This window comes from Streptomyces sp. NPDC088124, assembly GCF_040685895.1.
GTDB lineage: Bacteria > Actinomycetota > Actinomycetes > Streptomycetales > Streptomycetaceae > Streptomyces.
This window is the reverse complement of record NZ_JBFBJB010000005.1, coordinates 88285-105953: the sequence shown is the minus strand read 5'-3', so window position 1 is coordinate 105953 and position 17669 is coordinate 88285. Positions and strand designations below refer to the sequence as shown.

The following is a 17669-nucleotide window of genomic DNA, read 5'->3' as shown; positions in this document are numbered from 1 at the left end:
GTTGGGGGATCTGTTCCAGCGGATGGTGCCCGAGGCGCTTCGCGACCAGAGGGCGGTGGGCGGCGTCGGCATGGTGATCGGGAGGTGCTGGCTTTGCAATCGCAGACTGGCCACATGCGATGGCCCTGAAGCAGGAGCCCGTACGTGGCCAAGGGATCATGCGGGTCCGAAAATTTTGCCGGGGTTGAGAATCCCGGCCGGGTCGAGAGCGTGCTTCACCGCGCGATGCATCTGCAGGACGGCTGGGCCGAGTTCCAGGGTGAGACCTGGCCGCTTGAGCAGTCCCACACCGTGCTCACCCGTCACCGTGCCGCCCAGTTCAAGTGCGTCTGCGATGATGTCGTCGAACGCCGCACGGGCCCGGACCTGAGCCGCCGCGTCACCGTGTTCCGTCACAAGCAGCGGATGCAAGTTGCCGTCGCCGACGTGCGCGATGTTGGCGATGGTGATCCGGTGCCTCTCAGCGGTCCGGTCGATGCGGGCCAGCATCTCCGCCACCGCCCCGATGGGCACACAGACGTCCTCCGTGAGGACCGGCCCCAGCCGCTCGAGCGCGGGGAAGGCCAGCCGACGGGCCGCGAAGAGCATCTCGGCTTCTTCCTTTGTCTCCGACTGGTCCACCCAAGTCGAGCCGGCGGCGCGGAAGCAGTCGGCCATCTTGCGGGCGCCTTCCTCGGCGGCGCGGCCGTCATCGTCGAAACGGGCCAGGAGTACCACGTCTGCCTCGGCGGAGAGTCCCATGTTCTTCCAGGCGTCGACCGCGCGCAGACAGTGCCGGTCGACGAGTTCTAGCGCGGCCGGCCGCAGCCCTGCGGCAGTCGTCGCCCGCACCGCGTCACCGGCTTGCCCGACGTTGTCGAAGTAGCCGACGGCGGTCACGCCGACAGGAGGCAGGCGTCGCAGCCGGACCGTGATCTCGGTGATGACACCAAGAGTGCCCTCGGCACCCACCATGAGGCTCACAAGGTCGTAGCCGGCAACCCCCTTTGACGTGCGGCGCCCCAGCCGGACCACCTCGCCCGTGCCGGTCACGACCTCCAAAGCGAGGACATAGTCGCGGGTGACGCCGTACTTGACGCAGCAGACTCCGCCGGCGTTCGTCGCGACGTTTCCTCCGATGGTCGACCAGGGCGAACTGGCAGGGTCGGGCGGGTACCACAGGCCGAGCGCCGCTACGTGGGCGCGGAGGTCGTCGTTGATCACACCGGGCTGTACGACGGCGAGGCGCTCCAGCTCGTCGACCTCCAGCACCCGATCCATGCCGTCCAGCGCGAGGATCACGCTTCCTTCGACGGCATTGGCGCCGCCCGACAATCCAGTGCCGGCGCCGCGTGCAACCAACGGGACTCCTTGCTCCAGGCACGCACGCACCACGGTCTGGACCTCGTCGGTGCTCTTGGCGCGCACGACCGCCACCGCTCGGCCCACAGGCGCCCACACCGCCTGGTCGTGCGAGAGGCCGGCGACGATGTCCGGATCGGTCACCACCCGGCCGGCGGGCAGCCGTCGCCTGAGTGCTTCGGCGATACCCACGGCAGGGGGCGTCGTGCTGACGATGTCACGCTCGGCCACCCGCACACCTCCAGAGAAGTCGACTCACATGGGACGGAAGGAGAGCTGCGGCGTCCGGGCTCACTGGGCGCGGCAGGTCCTGAGGTAGCTGAGGAACGATGCCTGCAGCCCGGTCACATGCGTCTCGTGCATGAGTGCGCTGGTGACGGATCCGCCGCGTGAAATGAGGCGGTGAAGGAACGTGGCCGCGTTCTTCGCGAGATTCTGGTAGACCGCCAGGTCTCCGAGCATCTCCTGCTCGTTGAAGGTCACGTGCAGCTTGGTGTCGGGCAGGGTGTCACCCATGGCTTCAAGTCGAGCGAAGACCTGACTGTCCGCATTGACGATGCCGGGGCTGCCCGCGCCGACGCTCTCGAAGAAGGTGCTCTTGGTGAGCCAGGCGTAGAGGCTGAAGAGTCCGCCGTAGGAGTAGCCGAAGAGGCCGTGACCGCTCGGGGCTGTGCCGTAGTCGCGTTCGATTCGCGGGTGCAGGTCGTCGGTAAGGAAGTTCAGGAACATGTCCCCGCGGCTGTCGCTCAATTCAGCAAGGTAGGCGTCGGCTTGCTCGCGAGTCGTCACACCCCTTTCGACCCCCATTTCCACCGCATCGATGTACTCCTTCGCGATGGGTTCCCCGGGCGGCACGAGGTCGCGGTTGCGCAACCGCTCCCAGTGCTCGGCTTCCTCGCCCGCGTAGCCCACGCTGACTTGGACGTAGGGCTGCATCGCCTGCATGGGGTCCAGCTGCGTGACGATGAGTGGGGCGGTCAAACCCACGGCCCAGTTGCCGTCGAGCACGTACACGACAGGCGCTGGCGCTGTGGCAGGGTCGTAGTGCGGTGGCGTGGTGACCCAGACGCCGTAGTCGTGCCCACCGCTGGAGCGCATCTCGAAGTAGTCGGTGTGGGGGAGGCAGCCCTGCCACATGGTGCTCATCTGAGGTCCTTTACGATTTTGCCGGCCTGGATGACGAGGACGGCGTTGGTGGGGTCGGAGAACAGTTCCGGGTTTTCGAGCGGATTGCCGTTCCAGAGAACGAGGTCTGCCTGCGCGCCGGGAGTGATGACACCCACCTGGCCGGACAGGCCGAGGATCTCCGCGTTGGTCCGGGTCGCCGCCACGAGCGCTTCCATCGGCGTCCCGAGGGCTGCGCGCAGGCTGAGTTCTTTGCCGCGCCGATGCTGGGCCGGACCGATGAGATCGGAACCCAGCCCGATCCGTACTCCTGCGTGCTTGGCGACAGCGAGCGCACGCGCCATCTGCTCGCGTACGTCCTTGGCCCGGTCGCGGGCCGACGCGGCGAGACCGGCCTCGGCGGTGTCGTGCAGCAGTTGCTCGACGACGGCGAACGTGGGCACAAGGGCAACCTCGCGATGGGCCATCAGAGCCGCTGTGGATTCGTCGAGGCTGGTGCCGTGCTCGACGCAGCGCACCCCGGCCTCGACCGCATTGCGTATGCCCTGGTTGTTGTGGGCGTGGACGGTCACATAGGTGTTCCGTGCCGCAGCTTCCTGAACTGCGACAGCGATCTCTTCGACGGTGAACTGGGTGTCGGTCAGTCGATCATGTCCGCCCACCACTCCGCCTGTCACGCAGAGCTTCAGGAAGGAGGCTCCGCGACGGAAGGCTTCGCGGACGTTGTGCCGCAGCTCGTCCGCGTTGCCCGCCATCATCGACAGGGCGCACAGGCCCGGGATGTGGTGGCTGCTCCACAGCTCGGTGGGTTCCCATTCGGCTCCGTAGTAGCCGTGCCCACCGATCTGGCACTGAACAGGTCCGCACGACAGGACGCGCGGCCCTTTCACCTTGCCCTTCGCGATCGCGGTGACGACACCGCCGTCGATCCCGCCGGTGTCGCGAACGGTGGTGAAGCCGGCGTCGAGCGTCGCGCCGGCCGTGGCGAAGATGTCCGCCGCGATCTCGGCGGCGCTGATCTGAAACGAGAAGTGCGGCTGGATCGGGCTCGACAGGCCCAGGTGGACGTGAGCGTCGATCAGGCCGGGCGTCATCGTCAATCCCTCGGCATCGAGACGCTCGCCGTGCGCGCTGGAGCCGCCGAGTCGGGTAATGCGGCCGTTCTGGATCGTGAGATCGAGGCTGCTGGGGTCACGCCCTGATCCGTCGATGACCGTCGCGCCGACCACATGAGCAGGTCTCATCGTCGATCCTCCGCCATTGCATCCGTCTTTTCCAATGGATAAACTGTGGGAGTGATCCTGTCAACCTCGCAACGCAACGGCAGCGCGCGTGAGCGACTGCTGGTGCGGCTTCTCGACGCCTTCGGTGAGACCCTTCCCCCGCCGGAGATGTCGCTCCGTGAGATCGCCGCCCGAATCGAGACCAGCCACGCCCTGTTGCGCTACCACTTCGGGTCGCTCCCGGGCGTCTTGGCCGCCATGCTCACGGCCCAGCGATCCCGTGACAACGAGGCACTTCTGGAGGCCGCCCAGCAGGGCACCTTCGACGATTTCGTCGGGGCGATCTGGCGTGCTTACACCCGGCCGGAGCAGCTGTCGCGTGTCCGCGGCTTCTTCTACGTCGTCGGACTGGCCGCGTACGCCCCCGAGGACTTCCGTGAGTTTGTGGAGTCGATCGACGACCTGACCGTGATGCTGTCCTCACTCGCGGAACGCGAAGGGTTCGACGCGAAGGAGGCGCGGGAGGTGACCACCGTCACGATTGCCGCGATTCGCGGCCTCCTCCTGCAGGAACTCCTCACTCCCGGGACCCGCTCGGAGGACGCGGTCACCTTGATCTTGCGCATGTGCGAGGGCCGACCCGCTCCACGATCACGTCCGGGACGTTGAGCGGCCTTCGGCCCCCACAGCTGAGCATCAGTGCACATGCGCGACAAAACGGTGCGGTACAGCGACGGAAAGTGACAACAAAAGTCGCCGGACGTGACCTCTTACCCGCGTACGGTGCGGACAACGGCGGCGCGGCGATAAGAAGGTGAGTTGAAACGTGGCTGAGAGCACAGATGTAGTCGTCGTCGGGGCCGGGGTCATCGGATCCTCCATCGCTCTCGAACTGGCGCGGAGCGGTCTGCGGGTGGTCGTCGTCGACAAGTTCGGCGGCGCAGGCAACGGCTCCACCAGCGCCTCGAGCTCCGTGGTCCGCTTCACCTATCCCACGATCGCGGGCGTCAAGGCTGCGTGGGAGTCCCTTCAGTGCTGGGAAGCATGGCGCGACCATCTCCAAGCACCCGCCGGTGAACCCCTCGCAGCGTTCAACCGCTGCGGCGTCACCATGCTGGACGTGGACTTCGCACCCTGCAACCTGTTCACGCGCCACTTCGACAAGGTCGGTGTCCCGTACGAGGAATGGGATGCCCAGGAGCTGTCCGAGCGGTTGCCCGCCGTGGACACCGGCCGGTATTTCCCGCCCCGCCCTGTGGATGACGACGAGTTTTTCGCCGACGCGTCCGCTCGGCTCGGTGCTCTCCACACACCCGACGGAGGCTTTGTCGACGACCCGCAACTCGCCGCGCGCAACCTTGCTGAGGCCGCCCAGCGGCACGGAGCCACCTTCCGCTGGAAGACCGAGGTCACCGCGGTGATGCGGCGCGGGGGACGCGTGCGCGGGGTGCGCCTCGAGGAGGGAACCGAACTGTCCGCCGGGGTAGTTGTCAACTCGGCCGGCCCATGGTCGGGACAGCTGAACCGGCTCGCCGGAGTGGGCGGCGACTTCACGGTCGGTCTGCGGCCGCTTCGCCAGGAGGTGCACCATGTAGCGGCCCCCGCCGGCCACCACGACGTCGGCGGCGACCGTCAGGCACCGGTGCTGGCCGATATGGACCTCGGCACATATATACGGCCCGAGGGCAGGGAGTTCCTGCTCGTCGGCGGCACGGAACCCGAGTGCGACCCGCTGGAATGGCTCGATGATCCGGATGACGGGAGTCCCCTCCCGACCGTGTCGCAGTTCAGAACGCAGGTGACGCGGGCGGCTCGCCGGATGCCCGGTCTGCGCGTTCCCAACAAGCCCAAAGGGGTGGCAGGCGTGTACGACGTGACCGACGACTGGACCCCCGTTTACGACCGAACCGAACTTGCCGGCTTTTACGTAGCCATCGGCACCAGCGGCAATCAGTTTAAGAACGCCCCGCTGGTGGGCCGCCTCATGGCCACCCTGATCCACGGTGTCGAAGGCGGGCACGACCACGACAGCAGTGCGCTTACGCACACCTGCGAACACACCGGCCAGGCCATCGACCTCGCTGCGTTCTCACGCCGACGTCGGCCAGCCGCATCCACGGGCACAGTCCTTGGCTGACGCCGAGCCGCGACCAGCCGGGCCGACATGCGCCTCGACGGTGGCACGACGAAAACCAGCTTGAGCACTTCCTGACACACCTGGTCAACGGGGCAACCGCCATGTTCTTCCGCTGCGCCGTCTGCGGCGCCCATCTCGCCTACCCCGACGCTCTCTAGAGATCGCCTGCTTGGGAGAGTCGTCGGTAGCAGATGAGGGTGCAGGCGATGCTGGTGAAGGCAAGGAAGTGGCTCGCCTTGCGTTCGTAGCGGCGATGGAGGCGTCGGCATCCGGCAAGCCAGGCCACCGTGCGTTCGATGGTCCAGCGGTGCCGGCCCAGCCGCTGGCTGGAGTCTGTTCCCTTGAGTGCGATCCGGGGTGTGATCCCGCGACTGCGTAACCACTGTCGCAAGTGGTCGTAGTCGTAGCCCTTATCGCCGTGGAGCTTGCCCGGCCTGCGTCGCCGTCGGCCGCGCCGGGACCGGATCGGCGGTATTCCCTGCACCAGCGGGATGAGGGCCTGGCTGTCGTGCGTGTTCGCGCCGGAGATACCGACGGAAAGGGGCAGACCGGTCCTCTCAGTAACCAAATGGATCTTCGAGCCGTGCTTGCCCCGGTCCACAGGATTCGGACCTGTCAGGTCCCCCTTTTCAGCGCTCGCATGTTCACGGAATCGATCGCGCAGCGGGACCAGTCCAGCTCGCCGCGGGCACCGAGTTCGTCCAGGACCAGACGGTGGAGTTTCGCCCACACCCTGGCCCTCGACCACTCCGTGAACCGGCGGTGAGCTGTCGCTCCCGACGGCCCGAACGAGGCGGACGGCAGCTGCTGCTGCCACGTACAACCAGACGTCGCGACGAACATGATCGCGGCCAGCACCTCCCGGTCCCCGTATCGGCGCCAGCCGCCGCCTTGCGGACGGATCGGCGCTTCCGGCACCACCCGCTGGAACAACTCCCACAGCTCTTCCGGCACCAGCCGCTCAACGATCCCCACGCCGGAAGGGTATCGAGCACGCCAAATGAGATGACCGGTTAACGTCGCAGGTCACTCGGCCTGCTGAGGCCCCGGGAATCGGCAGGCCGTGATGCGGCCGTTCTGCGCGGTGGCGACGAGGTACGACAAGCTCGCCGTCCGCTATGAGGCGACCGTGCTGGTCGCGGCCATCAACGAATGGCTGTGACCAGCACTTTCGAAACACGCCCTAGTCCTTACGGCCCGTCACCGCGACGGTGACGCCCAGGCCGATCATCGCGACACCGCCGGCGCCGCCGACCATGGCGAGCCGGCGCGGCGAGCTGACGAACCAGCCCCGCGCGGTGGCGGCGATCAGCCCCCAGATGCTGTCGGAGACGATCGCGACGACGTTGAAGACGAGACCGAGCAGCAGCATCTGCAGGGCGACATGCCCCCGGCCGGGATCGACGAACTGCGGCAGCACGGCGGCGAAGAACACAATGGTCTTGGGGTTGGCCACGCCGACCACGAACCCGTCCCACAGCGTACGGAGAGTGCCGTGCCCAGGACCCTGGCCCGCGAACGAGGCCTGCAGCGCGCCGCGTTGCCGTATCGCCTTCACGCCCAGGTACACCAGGTAAGCGGCGCCCACCAGCTTCAGCGCCGTGAAGACGACGACGGAGCGCTCCACGACGGCGCCGACCCCGAGCGCCACGGCCACGACGAGCACATAGGCGCCCAGCGTGTTCCCCAGCACCGTGGTCAGCGCGGCACGGCGCCCCTGCGCCAGGGCCCGCCCCACCACGAAGAGGACACTCGGGCCGGGAACCACGATGAGCAGGAACGACATGGCCGCGAAGGCGAGAAGCCGGTCGGTGGACACCATGAGCCGGATCATAGACACGCCCCGGTGAGCACCTCCACCCCGAATCCGGCCTTTGGTACCGGCACGCGGTACGGCGCTACCGCGCTACCCCCAGGTGAGGGGATCGAGATGGAGGTAGAACCGCTCCCTCTCGCGGTCCAGGACGGCGCCGTACCGTTGGGCGAACGCCTCGTCGGCCGCGCGCGCCTGCTCCTCGTCGGTCCAGGTCTCCCGGGAGTTGGCGAGCAGCAGCGCGATGTCCGCGTACGGATCGGCCCGTCCGAGGCGGCCGAGGTCGATGAAGCCCACCACGTCGAGGGTCTCCGGGTCGAGGATGATGTTGGGCAGGCACAGGTCCCCGTGGCAGACGACGCTCCGGGCGGCCTCCTCGGCGAGCCGCCGGCCGAGCCGCGGTTCGAGCCGCGCCAGCAGTTCCCCGGCGGGCGTCCCCTGCTGCTCCTCGGGGAGGAACTCCGGGTGGACGGCACCGCGTGCGACGACATCGCGCGCGACGGCGAACATCTGCGCGAGGTCACGGGTGAACGGGCATTCCCGTACGGGCAGTTCGTGCAGCCGGCGCACCGCGTCCGCGATCGGCGCCCACGCCTCCCGGAGCCTCGGAGCGGGCAGCTGATCGGCCGCCACCCCCGCGACCGCGCTCGTCACCAGGCAGGCGCCCTCGCCGGTGACCCGCCAGTCGAGCACGCGCGCCCCCGGGAGGCCCTGCGCGTGGAGCCACTCGACCCGGTCCCGCTCCGCCTCCAGCACGGAGACCTGACCGGCGGGAACGCACTTGGCGTACCGCGAGCCGTCCTCGGCGCGGAAGACACCGGCCCCGGACTCACCGTCCGTCACCGGCTCCCACGAGCCACCGCCGGGACCGTCCGGCAGCAGGGTCCGAAACACACGGGGCACATCATTCACACCGGCACCCTAACCGGCCGAGGGGAAGGGGCCGGTACCGGATTGCCATCTCCGCCTACCATCTCCGCATGGCGAAACGGGCGGTGCATCGGCGGGCGCGGAAGGTCCTGGGCGAGGAGCCCATGGCCCTGGTGTGGTGTGAGGTCCACAAGGCCGTCCCCACCCCGCCCCGAGATGTGCACCGCGCCGCGGGCAAAGGACGGCTGAAGCCGGGCCACCACTGGCTGCTGTACGTCGGGGGCGTGGTGTTCTTCTTCGTCGTCGTCCCGATGATGCTGATCGACAAACTGGGCCACCGGATCGGCCGCGGCTCCGCGGGGGGGCCGGAACCGCCCGCCGCGGGCCGGTTCCGGTCGGCAGACTCCGCCTGACGCCAGCGGCGGCAGCGACGACGGCGGCCAGCACCCGGCCGACGGTGTCTTCGACGGCGACTGGAACCTGACCGCGGGCCAGCTGCTGCCGCGCTGGTACGGGCACTCCCCCAACCCCAAGCGCCTGGTGATGCTGGCCCCGGACCGGGTGTGCATCGCGGCGTCCCCGCGCCGCCGGCTCTCCCCGACCAAGGCCGACGACTTCCGGAGCGTCGCGGAATTCCCCCTCGACCAGGCCCGCGTCGAGGGAGAGGCGGGCCGGCCCCGCGGGTACGCCACCTTCCGGCTACGCTTCGCCGACGGATCCTGGCTGGAGGTCGGGCGGCTGGCCGACCCCGAGGACGCCGACCACTTCCTCCGTACGGTCAGCGGCGCTCACGGCCGTCGTCCGAACTGACCGCGGCCACCAGGAAATCCTCCCCGCTCGACGGGCGGAGGCCGTCGCTCCGGCCGGCGAAGTAGCGGTCGGCCAGGGCGGTTCCCGGTACGTGCCGGGTGTCCTCGAACCCGGCCGCGCGGGCCAGTGCCAGCATCTCTCGCGGGGTGTAGAAGCTGATGAACGGCGTTCCCGCAGCCCGCGCCCGCGGCTTGGTCGCCTCCAGTGCGGGGCGGTCGGCGTCGTCGACGAGTCCGGCCGGGAGCAGGAACGTCAGGGCGAGCGTCGAGCCGGGGGCCAGTCCGCCGAGCCTGCGCAGGGTCGCCGCCATGGCCTCCTTGGTGAGATACATGGTGACCCCGGTGCATGCGACGACCGCGGGCAGGCGGGGATCGAAGCCCGCGGCGGCCAGTTCCTCCCACCAGTCCCCGCCCGCCTCGAAGTCGACCGGGACGAGTCGCAGCCGGTCGGGGATCCCGTAACCGAGCTCGGTCAGGCGCCGCCGCTTCCAGGCCAGGGTGCCCGGCCGGTCGATCTCGAAGACACGGAGGCGGGCGGCGAGTTCCGCTCTGCGCTGGGCGAAGGTGTCGAGCCCGGCCCCCAGGATGACGTACTGGGTGACCCCGCGCCCGGCCTGCTCGGCGACCAGATCCTCCACGAACCGGGCGCGGGCCACGACGGCCGCCCGGAAGCCGGCGGTGGCGCGCGGGTCCATGTCGGGACGGTGCCGCCACCCCTCACCGGGGGCCGCCAGCCGCAGGCCGATCTCATCCTCGACGACGTGGGGCGGCGGGTCGGCCTGTACGTGCATCGCCCGCCAGAGGGCGACCCGTACCGCGGTGGTGTCCGGCCACTCGTCACTCTCGTCCGCCACCACCATGGTGCCCAGCTCCTTACGGTCGGCCCCCGGTGCCCCGTTCATCCCTGGATTCTCGCGCCGGGCGGCGCCCGACAGCCCGTACGACCCTGTTTCAGTGGAACATCCGGGCGCCGAGCGGGTGCTGCTGGTCGAAACCGGGGAGGATGAGGAAGGTTGCGCTGGCGGTGGTGGTGGTGAATCGCAGCAGCGCGTCGGAATCATCCATATGAACAAGAGTGTTGGTGAAGGTGCGTATCTCGTTCTGGAAGCTGATGAAGAGCAGGCCGGGCGTGGGCTCGTCGGTGCTGTAGGAGCGGCGGAGCATGAGGCCGACGCCGACCACGCTGGGGTGGGCCCGGCGGATGTGGGCGTCCGCCGGTATGAGGTAGCGCCCGTCCGGTGTTTTGGCGCCAAGGTTCGGGTCCGAGGCTATGGTGCCGCCGGAGAGAGGCACGCCGGTGGATCGGCGTCGGCCGAAGACCGCTTCCTGGTCGGCAACGGAGAGCGCGGCGAACCGCGGCAGGTCGAGTTGCATGCGCCGAAGTACGGCAAGGGTGCCGCCGGCGACCGGAGCCGGCCCGGACAGCCACAGGTGGCGTTGTTGTTCGGCTGTCGTGTGCGGCCCCACGATGCCGTCGATGAAACCGAGCGGGTTTCGTGGCGCGGAAAGGCCCTGATCCACGGGAATGTTCGCACCGCGGCGTCCGGACTGGCGCCAGCGTTCGCGTAGCCGGTCACCGGCCTGAGCCAGAAGTGCGGCGGTGACGACCGGTAACAGCAGGGCATCGCTGGCGCAGATCTGTATCAACAGGTCACCGCCGCGCGCCTGGGAAGCGATCCGCTCGCGGGAGAACCGGGGAAGGTCCGCCGCGCCGGGCAGGGAGGGATCGGCCATGCGCACCAGGCGGGGGCCCACTCCGATCGTCACGGTGAGATCACCTGGCGGCAGGCCCAGCAGCCGTGGATCGGTCCCCGCGGTGAGCGTCTGAATGGCCCGGCCGAGTTCTGCCAGCAGCGGGCCGACGGCCACGGCGTCGCCGAGGTCGGCCACCACCGCCAGAAGGTTCGGCTGGGCCGGTTGCGGGAGCGTGATGCCGGCCTGATGGCGGCCGATCGGCGACACCCGTGCAGTGGACGCGGGGGAAGGCGGCCGACTCGGCTGTGCGGGCGATTCACACCCGGCGGTGAGCCCGGTGGCCGCCACTGCCCCGGTGGCGCCGATGAACGCGCGGCGTGACGGACGGGACTCGGCTCGGCTCACGGTGCGAAGAATGCCATATCCCCTCTGGCCGCGGCGAATTGGGCGGCCTTCGTGCCTGACCTGACTTCATGCCAGGATGAGGCCATGCCTCGTCTCCGGCTTCGCGTGATGGCAGCGTTATTGAGCACCCTGACATGTGTCCTGGCGGGCTGCGGGTCCGGCGATGACGGGGGGAGTGACGGCCGGCGGCCGCCCGGCACGCGGGTGACGATCAAAGTGCCGGCTGACGCGCCGAGTATTTCGGACGCGGTGTCTCTCGCTCGCCCCGGTGACCTGGTGCTGGTGGCGCCGGGCACGTACCACGAGTCGGTGAAGGTCTCCACGCCTCGCGTGACGCTTCGTGGTGAGTCCCGGGACAAGGTCGTCATCGACGGGCGGTTGCAGCAACCGAACGGCGTCGTCGTCTCGGCGCCCGGGGTGGCCGTGGAGAACCTGACCGTGGAGAACAACACGCAGAACGGGGTCCTGGTCACCGGTTCGGCGAAGGCGGCCGCCGGCCTGCCGGGGGGAAGCGGCGGCTACGACACCGGCGACGAGCCCGTCACCTTCCTGAAGTCGTTCCTGGTTTCCCACGTGACCGCCACCCGCAACGGTCTGTACGGCATCTACGCGTTCTCCGCCCAGAACGGTGTCATCGCGCACTCGTACGCGTCGGGCGGCGCCGACTCGGGGATCTATGTCGGCCAGTGCAAGCCCTGCAACATCGTGGTGCGGGACAACGTCGCCGAACTCAACGCCGTCGGTTACGAAGGCACCAACGCCAGCGAGAACATGTACGTGGTCGGCAACCGCCTGGTCGGCAACCGGGTCGGACTCACCACCAACTCCAACCACCAGGAGAAACTGCTCCCGCAGAAGGGCTCCGTCATCGCGGGCAATCTGATCGCGGCCAACCAGCAGACGGCCACCCCGGAGCAGGCCGACGGCGGGTGGGGCATCGGCGTCGGCATCGACGGCGGCAGCGACAACCGGCTCATCCGCAACCGCATCGCGGGCAACCGCAACGCCGGGCTGGTGATCACCGCGACCGTCGACATCCCTCCGGTGGGCAACCAGATCGTGGACAACACCTTCAGCGGCAACGGACTTGACGTCGGCTGGACCTTCCCCACCGCCACGCGAGGTCGGGGCAACTGCCTGCGGGACAACGATCTGCGCACCACCGTGCCCGCCCGGCTCGCGACGGCCGCGGCCTGCCCGCTTCCGGCCGGGTCGTCCTCGCCCGCCGGCACGTGGGCGGCGCCGACGGCACCCGGTGGCATCCCGTTCACCGAGGTCGCGGCGCCTGCTCCACAGCCGCAGTTCCCCGGTGCCGCCACCGCGGGCGCCACCGCTGTCCCGACCGTCCCGGCTCTGCCGAAGACGGAGGACATCCGGCTGCCGCCGGCGTCCCTGCTCGCCGCGCACGCGCGGGTGCGGACGTCCTGAACAGCGGCTATCGGGTCGGGGTGGTTCCGGGGAGCGGCTGGACCGGAACGTACTGGTGGGTGGCGAAATCAATGACCACCGGCTCGGGCTGCGAACCCACGCTGACGCGGACCCGGTACATGGTGCCGTCGGAGCCGATCCAGTAGCGCACGTTGCCCGCCGTACCGGAGCGGTCGGGGGAGGAAGGCCCGGTCATGACGTCCACCCGGCGCCCGTCCACCTGCTCCCGCCCCCACCAGGCGGCGCCGTTCTGCGGCAGCAGTTCGGCGTTGTCCGGCCGGTTGCCGCCGAGACCGAGCGCGATGGACAGTGAGGTGTCCAGCGCGCTGCCGGACGACAGCAGCGGACGGTCGTGCCACCCCGAGGAGGGTGGCGACGCGGGTGCGTGCGCCGGGGCGTCCGTCATCGGGCGGACGTGCACCGAGGTGGGCGTCCACTGGATCAGCCCGTCGCTGGATGTGGCGCGCCCGGTGCCGTGCACCACGCCGTAACCGACCTTGCGGCGATAGTCGACGGACCCGGTGACGGTCAGTTCGCCGGCGGTGCCCGGCACAGTGATCGTCACTGCGCGGCCCTGCGCCTGGTAGTTGCGGAATCGCGTGATCGCCAGCCGGTTCGCCTCATCCGTCGTCAGCGGGCGCGGACCACCGGCGCCGGAGCCGTCGTCGGCGACCAGGAACGCGGCCACCGCGACCACTCCGGCGGCCGCGATGCCGATGGCGGCCGCGGCCCGGCGCGACCGCGGCCATCGGCGCCGGCCGGCCGGACGACCCGGTGGGGCTTGCCGGATTCTCCCGCTCCGCACGCGGTTCGACGCTGACACTCTCCGATTCATCCTTTCGATCACCACACCGTCCGGCCGCCGCGGGCTCGCGGCGGCACTCGCCGGTCCGGTGGCAGACGACGCCGAGGCCGGCCCTCGTGGACCGGCCGGGAGGTGATCCGCCCGTCCGCGCCGTCCGGATCGCGGACGGGCAGATCACCGTTGTGCGGTTCGTTCAGTGTTGCCCGGCGCGACGATTCCGGGTCACGAACGCGATGGCCAGGCCCGCACCCACCAGCAGACCGACCATGCCGATCATCTCCGCCAGCCCGGATGTACCGGTGTTCGCCAGCGAACCCCCGCCTCCACCGGCCGGGGCCGGGTGGTTGGCAGGCGGCGCGGGCGACGGCGGCGTGGAGGCCGCGGGCGGCGTCGGAGTCGGTGTGGGAGTCGGTGTGGGAGTCGGCGTCGGGGCCGGTGTGTCCTTCGGGATGTACACCCCGGCGTCGATCGTGTGATCGACCCCGCCCGGCTTGTCCGGCGCCGTGACAGGCGCGTAGCCGTTGCACAACGGTCCGGTGGTCGGCGGGGTCACATTGGAGTCGTGCGCACGGTTGGCACCGGCCCTCGGGAGCGTGAATCTCAGCTCGCTCGCCGCGGGCTGCTCGGGCACCTGGCTGGTGTCCGCGGTACACACGTCGAACTGCACCGTGTACTTCGCGCCCGGCGTGAGCTCGTACTCGGCGCCGACACCACCGAAGTAGTACTCGCCGGCGGCATTGGTCCTGGTCGTGGCGACCTGTTTGCCGTCCGCGTCCAGCAGGTTGATCGTCGCCCCCGGCAGCAGCACGTGCCCCGGGTCCTGGATCCCGTTGTGGTCGCCGTCGAACCACACGACGTTGCCGATCTGGATCGGCGCGTTCGCCGCCGCGTACGCGATGTCTCCGAGCCCGCCGGCCTTGCCGAACCCGCCTTGTTCCCGGCTGACGAACTGAAACCCGTTGGCGGTCGGGTTGTTGCCCGGGCCCTCACCGGTCTCGATGTTGTGGTACCCGGTCCCTGAGGTCGCGACGTTGACGACCGGGTCGAACTCCGTGCTGACGACCCACTGCTGCTGCGGGATATAGGCCACCGATCCCAGCGCGGTCTCCTGGTGCGCGTTGGCGTAGGAGTCGCCCGGGAAGTATTCGACGACATCGGCGTCCTGGCCGCCGTTGTTGGCGGGGGTGGCGTTGTTGGGGCAGCTCCCGGTTCCTTCCCACTCGTATTCACCCCCGGGAGTGGCGCAGACCATGGTGATGTCACCACCGGACATGCCGTTTTCCGGCGTGTCGTTCCCCGGGCGGGGGTCCAGCCCTCCCCAACTGAGCACGTCCATGAACCGGTCGCGGAAACCAAGGATCATCGAGCCGTCGCGGCCGAAGGCGAGGGAGGCCAGCTCCGGCTGCGGATCGATGAAGACGTTGCCCGCCTGCCGGTCGTCCCACGTGTCCAGGCCGGTGTTCCACGGGTTCCAGTGGGTGGCCTTGTCGCCGGAACCGAAGACGCTGCCTCGTTTGGCCGTGAGCGGGTGGCTCAGCACCGTGGTGAACCGCTTGCCGTCATAGGTGGAGACGAAGGCTTTCAGGTCCGCGCGCTGCTGCGTGCTCTCCGCGCTGCACACTCCGCCGACGTACAGCGTGTTGTTGTGGGCCTGGAGACCGAACGGCCGCCAGTCGTCGGGGCTCGCGCACCCCGGGTCCGGGATCGGGACCGTCGACTCGGGTGCCGCGGCGGTGGCCCCTGTCGCGTCGAAGCTCACCAGGCTGCGGGTCCGCAGGTTCACCGCGTACAGCGTGGAGCCGTCCCCCGACAGGGCCAGGCCACCGATGCTCTCCTTGCCCGGCGCGTCGGTGAACCCGGGATCCTTGATCATGTTGGCGGTGTCGTGCCGCGTCACCGCGGCGTCCGGCACCCGCGCGAACAGCTCCGGCGCAGCCGAGCCGTCGACCGGCACCGTGTAGATCGCACCCCCGCCCTGCGGCCCGTACGGGGCGTACCGACGGGCGAACGCGCTCTGGAACAGCCGGGTCCGGTCCTTGTCGTACGCCAGCCCGAACGTCGTGCCCACCTGGTCCTGCGTGGCCAGCGTGGTCGGGCACGCCACATCGGTGGGACACGTCCCCCGGGTCTCCGTCCCGAACGCCACCAACGCCCGGTTGTCGGTCCCGTTGGCGCCGTTGTGGATCGGCACGAAGTACCGCGAGTCCGGCAGCGCGTAGTCGGCCGGGTCCCACACCCCCGTCACCACCGAGGCGTTCTTTCCGCCCGACACATCCACGAACGACGTGAAGCTGTCGAAGTGGTTCCCCTCCGTCGACGCGGGCGCCGCTTGCAGATAGTCGCTGTACGGTGCCGGGATGCTGACGTCGACGCGGTACCGGCCACCGCTCAGCGCGGTCGACGGCGTCACCACGACCTTTCCGGTGACATCCGTGACGCCGGTGACCTTGTGCCCGGCGGGGTCGGAGATCTCCACCTCCATGCCCCGCTGTGGCACGTCCATCGTCGTGTTGATCACGCCGGTGCCGAAGAAGTCACGCAGCACCTCGACCGTCAGCGTGCCATCGGCGGTCGAAGCGGCGGCTGGTCCAGCCGTCGCCCCCAGGGCACCGCCCGCCAGTAGAAGAACAGCTAACCCCATGCGCGCCAGCGGCTCCACACGGCTTAAAGCCGGCCGGCGCGAGTCTCTGCCGACTCGGTTCATGGCATCACACTCCACACTTCTCTTGTCATGAAAACGAAGCACCCGCTTCTCGCCGCACGTCCACTTCGTGGCCCCGGCGAGGACGCCGGCCGCGAACCCCCACGGAAAAGAAAAAGAGGCCCACTGCTGTTGCGTGGACCGCTTTGTGGTGATCGCTTGAGGAAATTGTGGTCGAGTTGTAAACATGGCAGGCCGGAAGAAGCGAACGCGCGTTCAGATCCCTGGGCAGTACGGCCCCGGGCTGCCTTTTTCCGGAACTCGATCACAGTCTTTTCGCCCCCCAGCGCCGACCTCACCGACCGCCATAGCGAGCCATACTCTAACCGCTGGATTCCCGCCTTCACCAGCCGAACCCCTGACGGCGATCGGAACATATCCGCAAGCCATCCGACTGAGACGCCGTCACCGGTGCAAGGCTCAGGTTCGGCTGGAGTTCCTGGACATCCTTCAGGCGCCGTTTGTCGAGCTGCCCGTGGTCGCCGCAGGTGTCGGCCGAGAGCCGGCCGAAGAATTCCAGAGCCTTCTCGGGGCCGAGCTTCTCGTAAAAGTGGTGGCGAACTCGGGCGATGTGCCGTAGTTCCGCAGAATCCCGTTCTGCTCCCGCAACCGGGCACGCGTGAGTGCGAACCCTTTCCCCGCCGGCTCGGCGGCACGAGCCGCCGCGGCCGCGTCGCCCTCAGCCAAGGGGGCGACGCGGCCGATCAGCTAGCGATCAGTGCCCTTCGGCCACCGGCTCCAGTACGAACACCGGGATCTCGCGCTCCGTCTTCTTCTGGTAGTCCGCGTAGTCCGGGAACGCCTCGACCGCGCGGGCCCACCACAGGGCCTTCTCGTCGCCCGTCACCTCACGGGCCACCATGTCCTGGCGCACCGGGCCGTCCTGCAGCTCCACCCTCGGGTCGGCCACGACGTTGTGGTACCAGACCGGGTGTTTCGGGGCGCCGCCCAGGGAAGCGACCACGGCGTAGGCGCCGTCGTGCTCCACACGCATCAGGGGGGACTTGCGGATCTTGCCGCTCTTCCCGCCCAGCGTGGTCAGGATGATGACGGGCAGGTCCCGGCGCTTCTCGTCGGCCGTGCCGACCAGGGACGCCAGCGTCGTGCCCCGCGTGCCGCCGGAACTCTCGTACAGCTCCACCTGGTCCCGTACCAGCTGCTGCGTGCTCGGCTCGTACTCGCCTTTCAGAGGCATGCTGTCCCTCTCCGATGCTGTCGAGTGGTGTCTGATGAGTCCCGTTCGCGGGAACGCGCGGGACGGAAGGAATCATTCCCCTACCGGGCCGCCGAACAGCCGAACGACAGGCACCACTCGCC

General features: G+C 69.2%; 16 protein-coding genes. 5 read left to right on the top strand and 11 right to left on the bottom strand.

Features of this window, described 5'->3' with window-relative positions; all coding sequences use genetic code 11:
• Positions 1-156: 156 nt before the first annotated feature.
• The 3 genes from AB0P17_RS05660 to AB0P17_RS05650 form a co-directional block, all read right to left on the bottom strand.
• On the bottom strand, positions 157-1527 hold the full coding sequence (locus AB0P17_RS05660) for an FAD-linked oxidase C-terminal domain-containing protein (RefSeq protein ID WP_365808109.1): 1371 nt from the start codon (positions 1525-1527) through the stop codon (positions 157-159).
• Positions 1528-1632: 105 nt separating this feature from the next.
• Positions 1633-2487: an alpha/beta hydrolase-fold protein gene (locus tag AB0P17_RS05655; protein WP_365807860.1), complete on the bottom strand. Its 855-nt coding sequence runs from the start codon at positions 2485-2487 to the stop codon at positions 1633-1635.
• Entirely contained in the window at positions 2484-3710 is a 1227-nt protein-coding gene (locus AB0P17_RS05650) for an amidohydrolase family protein (protein WP_365807858.1), read from the bottom strand. Before AB0P17_RS05650 ends, AB0P17_RS05655 begins: the two co-directional genes overlap by 4 nt.
• A gap of 45 nt (positions 3711-3755) precedes the next feature.
• Between AB0P17_RS05650 and AB0P17_RS05645 the strand changes: the two genes are divergently transcribed.
• Together AB0P17_RS05645 and AB0P17_RS05640 are read left to right on the top strand one after the other, a co-directional pair.
• On the top strand, positions 3756-4358 hold the full coding sequence (locus AB0P17_RS05645; RefSeq protein ID WP_365807857.1) for a TetR/AcrR family transcriptional regulator: 603 nt from the start codon (positions 3756-3758) through the stop codon (positions 4356-4358).
• Positions 4359-4515: 157 nt separating this feature from the next.
• A complete protein-coding gene (locus AB0P17_RS05640) occupies positions 4516-5826 on the top strand; it encodes an FAD-dependent oxidoreductase (RefSeq protein ID WP_365807855.1) in 1311 nt (436 codons plus the stop codon).
• A 154-nt stretch (positions 5827-5980) separates the two neighbouring features.
• Here AB0P17_RS05640 and AB0P17_RS05635 read toward each other — a convergent pair.
• The 3 genes from AB0P17_RS05635 to AB0P17_RS05625 all read right to left on the bottom strand — a co-directional run bounded on the left by AB0P17_RS05635 (position 5981) and on the right by AB0P17_RS05625 (position 8542).
• A protein-coding gene (locus AB0P17_RS05635; protein ID WP_365808107.1) for an IS5 family transposase occupies positions 5981-6795 on the bottom strand; the annotation gives its coding sequence in 2 pieces (ribosomal slippage) (positions 5981-6454 and positions 6457-6795; 813 coding nt in all).
• Positions 6796-7009: 214 nt separating this feature from the next.
• Positions 7010-7648 carry a LysE family translocator gene (locus AB0P17_RS05630; protein WP_365807853.1) on the bottom strand — a complete coding sequence of 213 codons (639 nt, stop codon included), beginning with the start codon at positions 7646-7648 and terminating at the stop codon, positions 7010-7012.
• A gap of 84 nt (positions 7649-7732) precedes the next feature.
• Positions 7733-8542 carry an APH(3'') family aminoglycoside O-phosphotransferase gene (locus tag AB0P17_RS05625; protein ID WP_365807851.1) on the bottom strand — a complete coding sequence of 270 codons (810 nt, stop codon included), beginning with the start codon at positions 8540-8542 and terminating at the stop codon, positions 7733-7735.
• Between the two features lie 77 nt (positions 8543-8619).
• Between AB0P17_RS05625 and AB0P17_RS05620 the strand changes: the two genes are divergently transcribed.
• Together AB0P17_RS05620 and AB0P17_RS05615 are read left to right on the top strand one after the other, a co-directional pair.
• Positions 8620-8922, top strand: coding sequence for a hypothetical protein (locus AB0P17_RS05620; RefSeq protein ID WP_365807850.1), 303 nt, complete (start codon positions 8620-8622; stop codon positions 8920-8922).
• A 130-nt stretch (positions 8923-9052) separates the two neighbouring features.
• Positions 9053-9319: a hypothetical protein gene (locus AB0P17_RS05615; protein ID WP_365807849.1), complete on the top strand. Its 267-nt coding sequence runs from the start codon at positions 9053-9055 to the stop codon at positions 9317-9319.
• Here AB0P17_RS05615 and AB0P17_RS05610 read toward each other — a convergent pair.
• Positions 9288-10178: a class I SAM-dependent methyltransferase gene (locus AB0P17_RS05610; protein ID WP_365808105.1), complete on the bottom strand. Its 891-nt coding sequence runs from the start codon at positions 10176-10178 to the stop codon at positions 9288-9290. The genes AB0P17_RS05615 and AB0P17_RS05610 overlap by 32 nt on opposite strands.
• A gap of 91 nt (positions 10179-10269) precedes the next feature.
• Positions 10270-11418 (bottom strand): Dyp-type peroxidase, encoded by a 1149-nt coding sequence (locus tag AB0P17_RS05605; protein WP_365807847.1) that lies wholly within the window; start codon positions 11416-11418, stop codon positions 10270-10272.
• Between the two features lie 216 nt (positions 11419-11634).
• Between AB0P17_RS05605 and AB0P17_RS05600 the strand changes: the two genes are divergently transcribed.
• A complete protein-coding gene (locus AB0P17_RS05600; protein ID WP_365807845.1) occupies positions 11635-12846 on the top strand; it encodes a right-handed parallel beta-helix repeat-containing protein in 1212 nt (403 codons plus the stop codon).
• Positions 12847-12853: 7 nt separating this feature from the next.
• On the opposite strand, the gene AB0P17_RS05595 is transcribed toward AB0P17_RS05600, so the two are convergent.
• The 3 genes from AB0P17_RS05595 to AB0P17_RS05585 all read right to left on the bottom strand — a co-directional run bounded on the left by AB0P17_RS05595 (position 12854) and on the right by AB0P17_RS05585 (position 17547).
• Positions 12854-13534 carry a hypothetical protein gene (locus AB0P17_RS05595; protein ID WP_365807844.1) on the bottom strand — a complete coding sequence of 227 codons (681 nt, stop codon included), beginning with the start codon at positions 13532-13534 and terminating at the stop codon, positions 12854-12856.
• 310 nt (positions 13535-13844) lie between these two features.
• Positions 13845-16292 (bottom strand): SdrD B-like domain-containing protein, encoded by a 2448-nt coding sequence (locus AB0P17_RS05590; protein ID WP_365807842.1) that lies wholly within the window; start codon positions 16290-16292, stop codon positions 13845-13847.
• Positions 16293-17067: 775 nt separating this feature from the next.
• A complete protein-coding gene (locus AB0P17_RS05585) occupies positions 17068-17547 on the bottom strand; it encodes a nitroreductase family deazaflavin-dependent oxidoreductase (protein WP_365807840.1) in 480 nt (159 codons plus the stop codon).
• Between the last annotated feature and the right edge of the window lie 122 nt (positions 17548-17669).

Bases quoted from the DNA above. Each gene is read 5' to 3' on its own strand.
- AB0P17_RS05655 (WP_365807860.1), bottom strand. From the start codon at position 2,487: ATGAGCACCATGTGGCAGGGCTGCCTCCCCCACACCGACTACTTCGAG.
- AB0P17_RS05650 (WP_365807858.1), bottom strand. From the start codon at position 3,710: ATGAGACCTGCTCATGTGGTCGGCGCGACGGTCATCGACGGATCAGGG.
- AB0P17_RS05630 (WP_365807853.1), bottom strand. From the start codon at position 7,648: ATGGTGTCCACCGACCGGCTTCTCGCCTTCGCGGCCATGTCGTTCCTG.
- AB0P17_RS05620 (WP_365807850.1), top strand. From the start codon at position 8,620: ATGGCGAAACGGGCGGTGCATCGGCGGGCGCGGAAGGTCCTGGGCGAG.
- AB0P17_RS05615 (WP_365807849.1), top strand. From the start codon at position 9,053: ATGCTGGCCCCGGACCGGGTGTGCATCGCGGCGTCCCCGCGCCGCCGG.
- AB0P17_RS05610 (WP_365808105.1), bottom strand. From the start codon at position 10,178: ATGGTGGTGGCGGACGAGAGTGACGAGTGGCCGGACACCACCGCGGTA.
- AB0P17_RS05590 (WP_365807842.1), bottom strand. From the start codon at position 16,292: ATGGGGTTAGCTGTTCTTCTACTGGCGGGCGGTGCCCTGGGGGCGACG.
- AB0P17_RS05585 (WP_365807840.1), bottom strand. From the start codon at position 17,547: ATGCCTCTGAAAGGCGAGTACGAGCCGAGCACGCAGCAGCTGGTACGG.